This is a genomic window from Bifidobacterium goeldii, from assembly GCF_003951095.1.
In the GTDB taxonomy this organism is placed as follows: Bacteria; Actinomycetota; Actinomycetes; order Actinomycetales; family Bifidobacteriaceae; genus Bifidobacterium; species Bifidobacterium goeldii.
In genome coordinates this window covers 490,036-504,790 of the sequence record NZ_QXGL01000001.1, presented here as the reverse complement: position 1 = coordinate 504,790, position 14,755 = coordinate 490,036, and the positions used below count along the sequence as shown (strand labels likewise).

The following is a 14,755-nucleotide window of genomic DNA, read 5'->3' as shown; positions in this document are numbered from 1 at the left end:
TCAATCAGGAGGCTCCCCATGATTGGGCACATCACTATTGGTGATGATCTCATCGCCATCCGCCACTATTTGCACGCGCACCCCGAACGCAGTTTTGAAGAACGCGAAACCACCGCGTACTTGAGAGAGCAAATGCGCGAGCATGGCATCACTGTGCTTGACGCGCCAATAGAAACCGGTGCAGTGGGGCTGATTGAAGGAAGTAAACCCGGCCCGCGTATTGCATTACGCGCTGATATTGATGCTTTGCCAGTACATGAAGAAACGGGTTTGCCGTTCTCCTCCGTCAATAATGGTGTGATGCACGCGTGCGGTCATGATTTGCATATGAGTGGTTTGCTCGGTGCTGCGTTCTGGCTCGCCGAGCATCGCGACCTGATTGCAGGAAGTATCAAAATCGTATTCCAGCCTGCTGAAGAGCTCGGCATGGGTGCGCGCAAAGTCATCGCCGCTGGTGTCGCTGATGATGTTGAAGCCATTATCGGCACGCATAACAATCCGAATTATGCGCCCGGTCAGATTGCGATCGGTCCTGAACCAATGATGGCCGGCTGCGTGAAGTTCAAAGTCACGTTGCACGCACAAGGCACGCATGCTGGCTACCCGCAAAAAGGTACCGGTCCTATCGAAGCGCTCGCTACGATGATTCTTGCACTGCAGACCATCGTGAGCCGCAATGTATCACCATTCCACGCGGTAGTCCTGTCTGTTACCGAAGTGCATGGCGGCGATGTGTGGAATGTGGTACCGGCCGAGGCTGGATTCCAAGGCACGGTGCGCTTCTTCGACCGTGACGATGAAACGCTGGTACACAACCGTTTTATCTCCGAAGTGAACCATACTGCTGAAGCGTACGGCATTGACGCAGACGTGGACTGGGATTGCATTCAAATGCCACTGGTCAATGATGCGCCGCTAGCTGAAGCGGTGGCCGCAGACGTTCCTAGATACGCAACGTTGAAGCCAATTCGTGCCAGCATGGCAGGGGAGGACTTTGTCGAATTTGAACGTAAAGCACGACTCGTGTTTGCGTTCATTGGTTCGAACGGGCAGCCGGGGTGTGCTGACTGGCATAGCCCGCATTTCATCGGCTTGGATGAGGCTGTTGAACCGGCAGTGAACTTTTACGCGCACGCAGCATTGCGCGTACTGGACGAATTGCGCTGAGCCACGCCGCCCAGTCGCGTGCACTGTGCACTACACTGGGGAGCCATGACTCAGCTTCGTTTTGCTCTCGCCCAGATCGACACTTGCGTCGGCGACCTTGACGGCAACGCCGACCGAATCATGCAGTACGCGCATCTTGCTGCGCACGGCGGCGCTCGCGTTGTCGTATTTCCTGAAATGACGCTTACCGGATACCCGATTGAGGATCTGGCATTGCGCCGCACCTTCCGCCAAGCCGCATGGGATAAGGCGAATTGGTTAGCTACTGAACTGGAAGCCGACGGGCTCGGCGACCTGTATGTAGCTGTTGGCACCGTCGGCACTGATCATGCGCTCGACAAGCCGCGCAACCGCATGGTTGTACTGCATGATGGCACTGTGAGCGCCGCGTACGATAAGCACTTCCTGCCCAACTATGGTGTGTTTGACGAGTTTCGTATTTTCGCTGCTGGTGAGCGTTCTACCGTGCTCGAAGTTGACGGTGTACGCATTGGCGTGGCCATTTGCGAAGACATTTGGCAGGATGGTGGCCCGGTAGCCGCGCTCGCTGAGCAGGGCATTGACGTGCTGATGACGATGAACGGCTCGCCATATGAAGAAGGCAAGACGCACACGCGCTACGATTTGGCGGTTCGCCGCGCAGCTGAAGTGCACGCGCCGGTGATCTATGTCAATCAAGTTGGCGGCCAGGACGATCTTGTTTTTGACGGTGGCAGTTTTGTAGTGGATGCTGATGGCACGCTGCTTGAACGCTCTCCAATGTTTGTTGAGCATCTTGGCTTCTTTGATCTTGATACGAGTGCACAGCATCAAACGCCTGGTGACATCGAGCCTGCGCTCGACCCAGATGAAGAAGTGTATACCGCGTGCGTGCTTGGCTTGAAGGATTACATGGCCAAGAATCATTTCACTGGCGTATGCCTCGGCTTGTCTGGTGGCATTGACTCGGCACTGGTGGCGGCAATGGCAGCCGATGCGTGCGGTGGCGCAAACGTGCACGGTATTTCCATGCCGAGTATGTACTCGTCGGATGGTTCCAAAGATGATGCTGCCGATTTGGCGGCCAATATTGGCGCACATTACGATATTCAGCCGATTGAGCCATTGTTTAATGCGTTCCAAGGTCAGCTTGCACTTGAAGGTGTGGCAGCTGAAAACTTGCAGGCGCGCATTCGTGGCGTCATCGTGATGGCATACTCCAATTCCAAGGGCCTTTTGGCCGTTGCTACCGGCAACAAGTCCGAACTGGCATGCGGATATTCAACGATTTACGGCGATGCTGTCGGCGGATACGCGCCAATTAAAGATTTGCTCAAGACTCGCGTATGGGAGTTGAGCCGTTGGCGTAACCGTGCAGCTCAAGCTGGCATTGGCGTTGGTGGATTGCGCATTGTTGGCAATGAGAGTAGGGGAGCGGGCAAGCCATTGCCGAACGGTGTGATGATTCCGGTGAATTCGATTGAAAAGGCACCGAGTGCAGAATTGCGCCCCGGCCAGAAGGATTCTGATTCGCTACCGGAATACGAGCTGCTCGACAAGGTGCTCGCCGCGTACATTGAACATGCGCATGGTCGTGCCGACTTGCTGGCTGACGGTTTTGACGCAAAGACTGTTGACACGGTGATGCGACTGGTGGACCGCGCTGAATGGAAGCGCCGCCAGTACCCGCTTGGCCCTAAGGTGACTGCGCTTGCCTTTGGCCGCGACCGTCGCTTGCCGGTTACGAACGCATTCCGCGAGTAGCGGAGTAGTGTGCGGTATTGAGTAACAAGTGTTGAGAGTGTGTAACACATCGCAAAGAAGGTTGATATGGCCGATCGTCGTTGGTATTTCAACACAAAAACTGAACAGCCTGAGCAGGGTTTGCTTTCACCCAGTACACAGCGCATGGGACCGTACAAAACCCGTCAGGATGCTATTGACGCTTGGAAAATCGCGAAAGAACGCAACCTGACCTGGGAGGCGGTCGACCGCGAATGGAACAAGTGGGATGACGACGAGGGTGGCAATCCCACCACTGATTCCGCTGCCAATCCCGCTGCCAAAAGTGACGTGGAAAGTGACGCGGAGGGGGATGCGGATACTGGTACTGCGAACTCATCGCCGTCCGCTGCACAATAAAGAGCGCGCAAGGAGATGATGTATATGCGATGCCACCTGGCCCATACCAGGCTGGCATCGCAAACATCGAAGCATACAGCTATCACACAGATGAACATTAACAATGTGCGTTTGAACTGCGTGAACGATCACAGAATGTGAGATATGTCACTGTCATATTCAGCTCGCCTTGAGGTGTACGCGGGTAGAATCATTCCTGAACACAACGTGATGATGCGTTGCATACAACACCAAGGAGTGAAAATGACAGCAGCAGTAGACGCTACCGCTCTCTCCCCCGAAGAGCTCCAGGCAAAGGCTTGGGACGGTTTTGCTGAGGGCAACTGGCAGAAGGACATTGACGTCCGCGACTTTATTCAGAAGAACTACACCCCGTACACTGGCGATGAATCCTTCCTCGCCAACGCCACCGAGAAGACCAAGCACCTGTGGAAGTACCTCGACGACAACTACCTGGCAGTCGAGCGTAAGCAGCGTGTCTACGATGTTGATACCCACACCCCGGCTGGCATCGACGCATTCCCGGCTGGCTACATTGAGTCCCCGGAAGTTGACAATGTGATCGTTGGTCTGCAGACCGACGTGCCCTGCAAGCGTGCGATGATGCCGAACGGTGGCTGGCGCATGGTTGAGCAGGCTATCAAGGAAGCCGGCAAGGAGCCGGATCCGGAGATCAAGAAGATCTTCACCAAGTACCGCAAGACCCACAACGACGGCGTCTTCGGCGTGTACACCAAGGACATCAAGGTTGCTCGCCACAACAAGATCCTCACCGGTCTGCCGGATGCTTACGGCCGTGGCCGCATCATCGGCGACTACCGTCGTGTGGCCCTGTACGGCGTGAACGCGCTGATCAAGTTCAAGCAGCGCGACAAGGATTCCGTGCCGTACCGCAACGACTTCACCGAGCCGGAGATCGAGCACTGGATCCGCTTCCGCGAAGAGCACGACGAGCAGATCAAGGCCCTGAAGCAGCTCATCAACCTCGGTAACGAGTACGGTCTCGACCTGACCCGCCCGGCGCAGAACGCTCAGGAAGCTGTGCAGTGGACCTACATGGGCTACCTGGCTTCCGTCAAGAGCCAGGACGGCGCTGCCATGTCCTTCGGCCGTAACTCCGCCTTCTTCGACTGCTACTTCGAGCGCGATCTCAAGGCCGGCAAGATCACCGAGACCGACGCACAGGAGATCATCGACAACATCGTCATGAAGCTGCGTATCGTGCGCTTCCTGCGTACCAAGGATTACGACGCGATCTTCTCCGGCGATCCGTACTGGGCAACCTGGTCTGACGCAGGCTTCGCTGACGACGGCCGCCCGATGGTCACCAAGACCTCCTTCCGTCTGCTCAACACCCTGACCCTCGAGCACCTCGGACCTGGCCCTGAGCCGAACATCACGATCTTCTGGGATCCGAAGCTGCCGGAAGGCTACAAGCGCTTCTGCGCCAAGATCTCCATCGACACCTCGGCTATCCAGTACGAGTCCGACAAGGAGATCCGTAACCACTGGGGCGATGACGCTGCTATCGCATGCTGCGTCTCCCCGATGCGCGTGGGCAAGCAGATGCAGTTCTTCGCAGCTCGTGTGAACTCCGCTAAGGCTCTGCTGTACGCGATCAACGGTGGTCGCGATGAGATGACCGGCATGCAGGTTATTGATAAGGGCGTTATCGACCCGGTTCTGCCTGAAGCTGACGGCACCCTCGACTACGAGAAGGTCAAGGCCAACTACGAGAAGGCTCTCGAATGGCTGTCCGAGACCTACGTCAAGGCGCTGAACATCATCCACTACATGCACGATAAGTACGCCTACGAGTCCATCGAAATGGCTCTGCACGACAAGGAAGTGTACCGTACCCTCGGCTGCGGTATGTCTGGTCTGTCGATTGCTGCTGACTCCCTGTCTGCATGCAAGTACGCCAAGGTGTACCCGATCTACAACAAGGACGCCAAGAACCTCGAAGGCCACGAGTACGAGTACGTTGAGGGCGCTGACGACGATCTGGTGGTCGGCTACAAGACCGTAGGCGACTTCCCGATCTACGGCAACGACGACGATCGTGCTGACGACATCGCCAAGTGGGTTGTGTCCACCGTCATGGGCCAGGTCAAGCGCCTGCCCGTCTACCGTGGTGCTGTCCCGACGCAGTCCATCCTGACCATCACCTCCAACGTGGAGTACGGTAAGAACACCGGTTCCTTCCCGTCCCGCCACAAGAAGGGCACCCCGTACGCTCCAGGCGCTAACCCGGAGAACGGCATGGACTCCCACGGCATGCTGCCGTCGATGTTCTCGGTCGGCAAGATCGACTACAACGACGCACTGGACGGCATCTCGCTGACCAACACGATCACCCCTGACGGCCTGGGCCGCGATGAGGATGAGCGTATCAACAACTTGGTCGGCATCCTCGATGCTGGTAACGGCCACGGCCTCTACCACGCAAACATCAACGTGCTGCGTCGCGAGACCATGGAAGACGCTGTTGAGCACCCGGAGAAGTACCCGCACCTGACCGTGCGCGTCTCCGGCTACGCGGTGAACTTCGTCAAGCTCACCAAGGAGCAGCAGCTCGACGTGATCTCCCGTACGTTCCACCAGGGTGCTGTCGTCGACTGACGGTAACGCGAGCGTGACAGTCACGCGGTAAACATCAATGAAGGGGTGGAGCACATGCTCCACCCCTTCCTGCATACAGGGGCTTGCATACCCGTGTGTAGGTCAAGAATGCAAGCTCTTCTCAGGAATCAGGAGGACGATGATGCCCGACACCCAGTTCCGCACCACCACGCGCCACATGCTGCGCGAATCAAAAACGTATGCCTCGCAAATGCTCATGGGCGGGCTTTCTGGCTTCGAATCGCCTATTGGCCTCGACCGTCGCGATCGTATCGAAGCGCTGAAAACCGGCGATATTGGCTTCGTACACTCGTGGGACATTAACACTTCGGTGGACGGTCCGGGCACGCGCATGACCGTCTTCCTTTCAGGCTGCCCCCTGCGCTGCCAGTACTGCCAGAATCCAGACACGTGGAAAATGCGTGACGGTCAGCCGGTCTATTTGGATGCAATGATCAAAAAAGTTGACCGGTACAAGGATTTGTTTAAAGCCACGCATGGTGGCATCACCTTCTCCGGTGGCGAGTCAATGATGCAGCCAGCGTTTGTTTCACGCGTGTTCCGCGCGGCCAAAGAAATGGGTGTGCACACGTGCCTTGATACGTCTGGTTTTTTGAACAAGAACTACACCGACGAGATGATCGAAGACATTGACCTGTGCCTGCTCGATGTCAAATCTGGTGATGAGGAAACTTATCACAAGGTCACCGGTGGCGTGCTGCAACCTACGATCGATTTTGGTCAGCGTCTTGCTAAAGCTGGCAAGAAGATTTGGGTACGTTTTGTACTCGTACCTGGGCTCACATCGTCGGAAGAAAACGTTGAAAACGTAGCAAAAATTTGCGAAACGTTCGGCGATGCAGTGGAACATATTGACGTGCTGGGCTTCCACCAGCTTGGCCGCCCGAAGTGGCATGAACTGCGTATTCCATACCCGTTGGAAAACCAGAAGGGACCGTCTGCTGCAATGCGCAAACGTGTTACCGAACAGTTCCAATCGCATGGATTCACTGTGTACTAAAGCACAATCGCACAGCGCAATAGTCACAGCGCAATAAGCACAGCGCAATAATTACAGCGCGATAGTCATACATATCGGCACGCGGCACCGCATACTACATGGTTCCGCGTGCCGATACGCATGAAACTCAGCTACACATCGTAGGCTGGTGTTATGGCTGAAATTTTCGTTTTTCCGGCCGACGCTCCATTGTCGCAGCGTACCGGAATCAATGCTGCGCCCCGGCCTGATGGCGTGCCGGATGCCGTATGGTCGGCAGTTGAATCAGTGCGCACCATGCCACGTGTGAACGGTATCCAATACCGGGAAATCGCCGTACCCGCATCACTAGCCGATTATGGTATTGGTGTTGGTTTGACATGCAATCAAGACAGTCACGCTATGCCGTCTCAGCCAGCGGCCCGCGCGGCAGACGGTTGGATTATGCTCTTGTACGCGCACGAGCCGCCGGTGCAATGGCAATCACATTGGCGTTGCGTAGCATACGCGCGTATGCCACTGCCAGCTCTTGAAGATAATGGGTTAACGCCTGCCATGTACTGGGATGACATGTGCGATCGTCTCGTTGATATTGACCCCGATAGTATTTCAGGAACGGTTACTGTTACACGAGATACGACGTTCGCCGCGCCCACAGAAACCGGCAGCTCTTCGCTTCCTGTAGCCGATCGTGCTGATTGCGGGTGTGAAATGCGCGTCTCATGGACCCCCATTGCTAGCATAGATGGCGTTTTGGATGCTGGTGGCCAGATTCAACTCTGGGCTCGGTTCATTCATGCCGCTTATCAAGAACAGCGAGAACAGGAGGATTCGTCCGTTGACCGATGAACCCAGGTTGTTAAGGGAACCGCGCGGGGGAGTACCTGCTGTTACTGATACGCCCGAAGGGTTCCGGGCTGTATGCGAGCAGATGGCGCAGGCTACAGGGCCTCTTGCTGCTGACGCTGAACGAGCGTCAGGATTCCGTTATGGGCATGAGGATTGGCTGATTCAGTTCAAACGTGAGGGTGCTGGCATTGTACTGTTCGACCCGATAGCGCTTACACGCGCTGGCGTGGATTGGAATCTGTTCAATGAGGCTATCGGCGATGATGCGTGGATTTTGCATGATGCTGTACAAGATTTGCCCGGTTTTGCTGACATTGGATTACGCCCGCGCGCACTGTTCGACACAGAGATTGCTGCGCGCCTGCTGGGATTGCATCGCTTCGGTTTAGCTGCTGTAACCGAGCATTATTTGGGTATTACGCTGGCGAAAGAGCATTCCGCGGCAGACTGGTCGTATCGACCATTGCCACGCGATTGGCGTAATTATGCTGCGCTGGATGTTGAGCTGCTGATTGAACTGCGTTCGTTAATGACCCAAGAGTTGAAAGCGCAAGGCAAATGGGAGTGGGCGCTCGAAGAGTTTCACTACGCGCTTGAACAGGGTATGGCTCCTCGACGTGAACATCCTGCGCCGTGGATGCGTATTTCGCACATCACTGAGCTTGGCCATGATCCGCAAGGTTTGGCGGTGGCAAAAGCATTGTGGGAGCGCCGCGATGCGCTGGCACGCCAATACGATATTTCGCCCAGTTTGCTGCTGGCGGATGCGTCGATTATTGAAGCAGCGTCGCGCAAGCCGCGTAACGCGCGCGAATTTCGTATGATTCGCTCGCTCAATGAGCGTGTGCGTATGCATACTGGTAGCGAACAAGACAAAATGTTTGAACGCTATGCGCCGATTCAGCGCAAGGTCAAACCATCACTATGGCGTGAAACGATTCGCGAAGCGCTTGCGTTGCCGAGATCGCAGTGGCCAACACCGCCTGCTCCGCCAAGTGATGATGATGCGCAGACGAATGCGCCGCGATCAATGAAAATGTGGGCTACTCGTCACCCACAGCGTTTGCGCCGATTGCAAGCTGCTCGTGCCGTAGTCAATTCGATTGCGGACGATACACGCACGCCTGCGGAAATGATTATTAAACCGCAGATCATTCGTAACTTATGTTGGACGGATGAGCCTGATCGTCGTGATGTTGCACAGTTCCTGACGAGCCAAGGTGCACGTGACTGGCAGGTGCGTTTGATTGCAGCGTCCGTAAGTCGCGTTATCATGTAGAGGTTGCCTATTGGCAGACGAAGTTAGAACAACGACTTTCAGGAGCGCAAGCGTGAAGATCAGCGTTAGGAATCTCGAGCCCACCAAGGTCAAGCTCACCATCACCGTCGACCCGGAGGAGTTCGACCCGTATCTCGATGCCGCCCGCAAGGAGATCGCCAAGCAGGTGAACGTCCCGGGCTTCCGTAAGGGTCACGTCCCCGGCAAGATCATCGACCAGCGCATCGGCTTCGCAGCCGTTGCTGGCGAGGCTGTAAACAACGGCGTGCCGGAGCTGTACTCCAAGGCTCTCGAGGAGAAGAAGATCCGCCCGATGGCTCAGCCGGAGATCGACGTGCAGGAAGTGCCGGCCTCCGCTAAGGATGAGACCAAGCTCAAGTTCACCGCCACTGTCGAGCGTCGCCCCGACATTGAACTGCCGGAACTGGAAGGCCTGGAGATCGAAGTCCCGAAGGCTCAGGTTACCGATGAGGACGTTGACAAGCGCCTCGAGACCCTGCGCCAGCGCTTCGGCACCCTCGTGGGTGTGGACCGCCCGGCCGCTAAGGGCGATTTCGCCAACATCGACCTGAATGCTGAAATCGACGGTGAGACCGTTGATTCTCAGGAAGGCGTGAGCTACGAGCTCGGCTCCAACACCATGCTCGACGGTCTGGATGAGGCTCTCGAAGGCCTGTCCGCTGGCGAAGAGACCTCCTTCGAAGGCACGCTGGAAGCTGGCGAGCACGAAGGCCAGAAGGCTCTCGTCAAGGTGAAGGTGAACTCCGTGAAGGCTGAAGAGCTGCCGGAGCTCAACGATGACTTTGCTCAGGAAGCTTCTGAGTTCGACACTCTCGAAGAGCTCAAGGCTGACGTGCGCAAGGCTGCTGAGCGTGACGCTGAAGGCCGCCAGGCGACCGAGGCTCGCGACGCGTTCATCGCCAAGATCGAAGAGGGTCTTGAGATCCCGGTGCCGAAGGGCGTGAAGGCTGAGATGATCGAGCAGCAGCTCAAGAACGTGACTGCTGACCCGTCTAAGGCTACCGACGACCAGAAGGCTGAAGCTGAGCAGACTGTGGTCAAGGATCTGACCGACCAGATGGTGCTCGACGCTCTGGCTGAGAAGCTGGACGTCAAGGTCTCTCAGGCTGATGTCATGAACTTCCTCGCTTCCATTGCTCAGCAGTACGGCATGGACCCGAGCCACTTCATCAACGCGATCGTGCAGAACGGCCAGCTCGGCTCCGCTGTGCAGGAAGTCGCTCGCTCCAAGGGTCTGCTCGCTGGTATGCGCGCTGTGACGTTCAAGTCCGAGGGTGAGACTCTCGACCTGAGCGCATTCCTGGGCGAAGCTGCTGAGGATGAGGAAGCTGAGTCCGTTGAGGCTGCTTCTGCTGCTGCCGCTGTGGCTGACGAACTGGCCGGTGACAAGGCTGACGAAGCTCCGGCTGAGAATGCTGAGTGAGCATCATCCGCTAGCTTGTAGCAATCGATAATGCACTGAATAAAGGCTTGGAATCACCCGATTCCAAGCCTTTATTCATAAGTACTGTACGTCTCCTCGGCCCCCTCGGCTGAGGGGGCTGGCGTGCGTAGCACGACTGGGGGAGCGTCACCACATTAAAACGCTACAAATGCAAATATGCAGGGGCATGAGGGGGGAGAAACAAGAATGACGAATAGCGTAAACGGTATACATTGGAAGCGCCTCGGCTGGCTGGCCGCAGCTGTTCTCGTACTCGGCGCCATCATTGGCGTTGGCGCCGGCCTACTCACCCTGTTGCTGTATCAGGTTGAGCATCTGATGCTCGGCTATATTGAAGGCTCTGCTGCGCCTGGCCCGTTCGCCGTACCGCATCTTCGCCGCGCAATCTCGGTGACAATCGGTTTGAGTATCGCTGGCGTGATCTGGTGGCTGCTGCGCACGAAAACCACCAAGGTACCGTCTGTCAAAAAAGCTGTGGAAGGCGATCGGATGCCGTTCTGGCAGACGATCGTGCACGTGTGCTTGCAGATTTTCATCGTCGGCTCCGGCGCGTCAATCGGCCGCGAAGTTGCTCCGCGCGAGCTCGGCGCAATGCTCGCGCAACGCTTCTGCGACCTGTTCCATCTCGATGGGCTCGATAAGCGTGTAGTCGTCGCCGTGGCGGCTGGTGCCGGCTTGGGCGGCGTGTACAACGCGCCATTGGCCGGCATGTTTTTCGCCGTGGAGATTCTGCTGGCGGATGTGGCGATCGAAAACGTCGCCTTCGGTCTTAGCATGTCGGCCGTAGCCGCGTTCGTGGCGACTGAGATCAAAGGCCGGCACGTCTTCTACGACATTTCAGCTATGCAGCACGAGCTCACACCCACGCTGATGCTCGCAGCGTTGCTTATTGGCACCGCCTGCGGAGTCGCAGGCGCATGGTTCCGCCGCGGTTCGCAGTGGGCCGAATCGCATAAGCCGCAAGGCGCGGCAATCCTGTGGCAAATGCCGTTGGCTGGTGTTCTTACCGGCATTGTTTCGCTTGCTTTGCCGCAGATCATGGGCAATGGCCGTGCAGCCGCACAATTGGGCTTCAGCACAATCTCCACTCAAGAGGGGCGTTCTATTGCTGAGTTGATCAACCCGAATTCCACGCTTTTCGGCACGAACAGTACGTACCTTTCGGATCTCGGGAGCACTAGCGATACCGTCTCCCCGTGGACCGCGTTGGGGTTTGACTCGCGGCAAAGCGAGCTGCTACTGGTGATGATGGTGTTGGTATTCACGTTCATTGCCAAAGCGGTAATCACATTGCTTACCATCCGCTCTGGTGCATCTGGCGGCGTACTTCAGCCTGGTATCGCGCTCGGCTCTATTCTCGGTGCCATGTTCGGCATTTTCTGGGCGATGGCTTTCCCCGCGGATTCAGTCACTGCCTGCGCCCTCATCGGCGCGGCCGCACTGCTCTCCGCCTCCCAGCAGGCGCCCCTGATGGCCATGTGCCTAGTGTTGGAACTCACCGCCGCCCCCAGCGACTTCTACGTCCCTGTAGCCCTCGGCGTCGCCGCCTCCTGCTTCATCTCCAAACAACTACTCCGCAAATAATTGCGCATGAGTGTTGAAGGTTGGGGGACGGTAGAGTGGGATCATTGTTTGCGATAATCTGGTTGGAAAGGGCGCGATGATTACTGGGGCTGTAAAAAACAAGGTTGATGACATTTGGCAGCGCATGTGGGAGGGTGGCATCACCAATCCGCTGGAAGTGATCAGCCAGCTGACCTACCTCATGTTCATGAAGTCGCTTGACGATAAGCAGCTCGAAGCTGAGCAGATGGCACAGCTTACTGGTATGCCGGTCGGTAAGCTTACGTTCCCGGATACGCCTGAAGGCCAGAGACTGCGCTGGCATAATTTTAAAAACGAGCCGGCCGAGCAAATGTTCGCGACCGTCGGCCAGCAGGTGTTCCCATTTCTGAAGACCCTGCATGAGGGCAATGCGTTCGCCGAGAGTATGGAAGATGCTTCATTCGGCTTCAACAAGCCGAAAACACTCGAACGCGCGGTCGCCGGCATTGATGATCTGCTCACGAACTATGTCAAGGACCAGGATGATCTGGGCGACCTGTACGAATACATGCTGAGCAAGCTCAACACGGCCGGCGCAAACGGCCAGTTTCGCACGCCCAAGCATATTCGTGACCTCATGGTCGGCCTACTTGACCCGAAACCCGGCCAGCTGATCGGCGACCCGGCATGTGGTACCGCTGGATTTTTGATTTCCGCAGCCGAATGGATTCGCCGCACCTATGGCGATACGATGAGCGCTGACCAGTGGAACCTATTCGAAGGCGAGCAGTTCACCGGATTTGACACGGACCAGACGATGGTGCGCATCGCCGCGATGAACATGCTGCTGCACGGCGTCGAACACCCTGACATCCGCAACCAGGACAGTCTGTCGCGCTTGAACACGATTCGCAGCAAATTCGACGTGATTCTCGCCAACCCGCCGTTCACCGGCTCGCTCGACGTGGAAGACATCGACGATTCGCTCAAAGCCATCGTGGAAACCAAGCAGACTGAACTGCTGTTTGTGGCGCTGTTTTTGCGCATGTTGAAACTCGGTGGCCGATGCGCGTGCATCGTACCCAATGGTGTACTGTTCCGCTCCAACGCGAAGGCGTATCGTGAACTGCGCCGCGAACTGGTAGACCATCAGCGGCTCGAAGCGATTATCTATATGCCTTCCGGCGTGTTCAAACCGTATTCGGGAGTGAGCACCGCAATCCTCGTGTTCACCAAAACTGATGCGCCGAACAGCACTGACAAAGTCTGGCTGTACAACATGGAGCACGACGGTTACACGCTCGACGACAAACGCGACGAAGACACCGCGCACAACGACATCCCCGATATCCTTGCGCGTTGGAAGCACCTTGACGCCGAAAGCGCTCGCGAGCGCACCGAGCAGAGCTTCATGGTGACGCGCGACGACATCGCTGCCAACGACTACGACTTCAGCTTCAACAAATACGTCACAGTCGAATACGAGCGTAAGGAATACCCGCCGACCAGCCAGCTCATGGCCGAACTGCGCGACCTGAACACGCAGTTCGTGAGTGGCCTCAACGCCCTCGACGCCATGCTCGCTAAGGATGGTGAGTGATGGGGGAGAAGATTCGACTCAACCAAATATGCGCCAAAGGAACATCCTCGCTGCGACAAAAAGATTTGCTTCCTGAGGGCAAATATCCGGTATACGGTGCTGCTGGGATCGCGGGATATCTTAATAGTTATCAGTTTGAACAGGAGTATCTGGCCGTAGTTAAGGATGGCGCTGGCGTGGGCCGCGTGCAACTGTGTGATAGGAAATCTTCTGTTCTTGGAACTTTGCAGCCGATTATTCCGAATGATTCGGTTAAGCTTTCGTATCTTCGTTTTATGCTTGAAGGTTTGCACTTGGAATCGTATGCGTCAGGTGCCACGATTCCTCATATTTACTTCCGCGATTATGGAGAACGATTAGTTGATCTTCCTGATGCTGATGAGCAAGAGTGTGTTACGTGCTTGTTTGAGACAATTTTGAAGCAGATTGCACTGGGCGAGCAAATGCTCGCCAAAGCCGACGAACTCATCCAATCTCGCTTCGTCGAGATGTTTGGTGATGATTCTTTTGCTTTTGTACCTCTTGATCAGATTGCTGATGTGCAAGGCGGTCTGACAAAAAACTCTAAGAGGCAAAAGCTGCCTCTTCAGTTGCCATATTTGAGGGTTGCTAATGTGTTAGCCGGTTCATTAGATCTGACTGAAATTAAGACAATTGGGCTTACTGAATCCGAGCGCGATAAAACAATGCTTGAAACAGGTGATTTGCTTTTCGTCGAAGGCAACGGTAGTGGTGATCAAATCGGTAGGTCTGCTATCTGGAAAGGCGAGATTGATTGCTGTGTTCATCAGAACCATCTCATCAGAGCGCGATTCCATGACGGCATTCTTCCGTCATTTGCGCTGTATTATTTCAATTCAAGGTCCGGCCGCAGGCAAATTATAGGAAAAGCTGTCAGCACATCTGGTTTGTATACCCTGAGCACAGGGAAGATCAAGTCATTGAAACTGCCGCTTCCACCCGTCGCCCTGCAGAACGAGTTCGCCGAGTTCGTCACGTCGGTGGAATCCCTCAAATCCACCGCCCGCCAACAGCTCGACCGCCTCAACACCCTCTACGCCAGCCTCACCCAGCGTTACTTCGCCCAATAACAGATAGTCTTGGATA

11 protein-coding genes are annotated in these 14,755 nt (G+C 55.9%); all 11 read left to right on the top strand.

Annotation, left to right across the window (positions count from 1 at the left end; genetic code table 11):
* Positions 1-18 precede the first annotated feature (18 nt).
* Positions 19-1,167, top strand: coding sequence for a M20 metallopeptidase family protein (locus D2E25_RS02320; protein ID WP_125979410.1), 1,149 nt, complete (start codon positions 19-21; stop codon positions 1,165-1,167).
* A 45-nt stretch (positions 1,168-1,212) separates the two neighbouring features.
* The gene (locus tag D2E25_RS02315; RefSeq protein ID WP_125979409.1) at positions 1,213-2,910 is read left to right on the top strand and encodes an NAD+ synthase; all 1,698 of its coding nucleotides are present in this window, start codon (positions 1,213-1,215) and stop codon (positions 2,908-2,910) included.
* A gap of 66 nt (positions 2,911-2,976) precedes the next feature.
* Complete coding sequence (locus D2E25_RS10825) at positions 2,977-3,288, top strand: hypothetical protein (protein ID WP_338142116.1); 312 nt, start codon at positions 2,977-2,979, stop codon at positions 3,286-3,288.
* Positions 3,289-3,531: 243 nt separating this feature from the next.
* Complete coding sequence (gene pflB / locus D2E25_RS02305; protein WP_125979408.1) at positions 3,532-5,910, top strand: formate C-acetyltransferase; 2,379 nt, start codon at positions 3,532-3,534, stop codon at positions 5,908-5,910.
* Between the two features lie 139 nt (positions 5,911-6,049).
* Positions 6,050-6,931 carry a pyruvate formate-lyase-activating protein gene (gene pflA / locus D2E25_RS02300; protein ID WP_164514666.1) on the top strand — a complete coding sequence of 294 codons (882 nt, stop codon included), beginning with the start codon at positions 6,050-6,052 and terminating at the stop codon, positions 6,929-6,931.
* Between the two features lie 153 nt (positions 6,932-7,084).
* Positions 7,085-7,759, top strand: coding sequence for a DUF3000 family protein (locus D2E25_RS02295; RefSeq protein WP_125979407.1), 675 nt, complete (start codon positions 7,085-7,087; stop codon positions 7,757-7,759).
* Entirely contained in the window at positions 7,707-9,038 is a 1,332-nt protein-coding gene (locus D2E25_RS02290; protein WP_164514665.1) for an HRDC domain-containing protein, read from the top strand. Before D2E25_RS02295 ends, D2E25_RS02290 begins: the two co-directional genes overlap by 53 nt.
* A gap of 52 nt (positions 9,039-9,090) precedes the next feature.
* On the top strand, positions 9,091-10,482 hold the full coding sequence (gene tig / locus D2E25_RS02285; protein ID WP_125979405.1) for a trigger factor: 1,392 nt from the start codon (positions 9,091-9,093) through the stop codon (positions 10,480-10,482).
* A gap of 207 nt (positions 10,483-10,689) precedes the next feature.
* Positions 10,690-12,087 (top strand): chloride channel protein, encoded by a 1,398-nt coding sequence (locus D2E25_RS02280; protein ID WP_125979404.1) that lies wholly within the window; start codon positions 10,690-10,692, stop codon positions 12,085-12,087.
* 76 nt (positions 12,088-12,163) lie between these two features.
* The gene (locus D2E25_RS02275; protein WP_125979403.1) at positions 12,164-13,648 is read left to right on the top strand and encodes a class I SAM-dependent DNA methyltransferase; all 1,485 of its coding nucleotides are present in this window, start codon (positions 12,164-12,166) and stop codon (positions 13,646-13,648) included.
* Complete coding sequence (locus D2E25_RS02270; protein WP_125979402.1) at positions 13,648-14,739, top strand: restriction endonuclease subunit S; 1,092 nt, start codon at positions 13,648-13,650, stop codon at positions 14,737-14,739. The genes D2E25_RS02275 and D2E25_RS02270 overlap by 1 nt, the downstream gene beginning before the upstream one ends.
* Positions 14,740-14,755 lie beyond the last annotated feature (16 nt).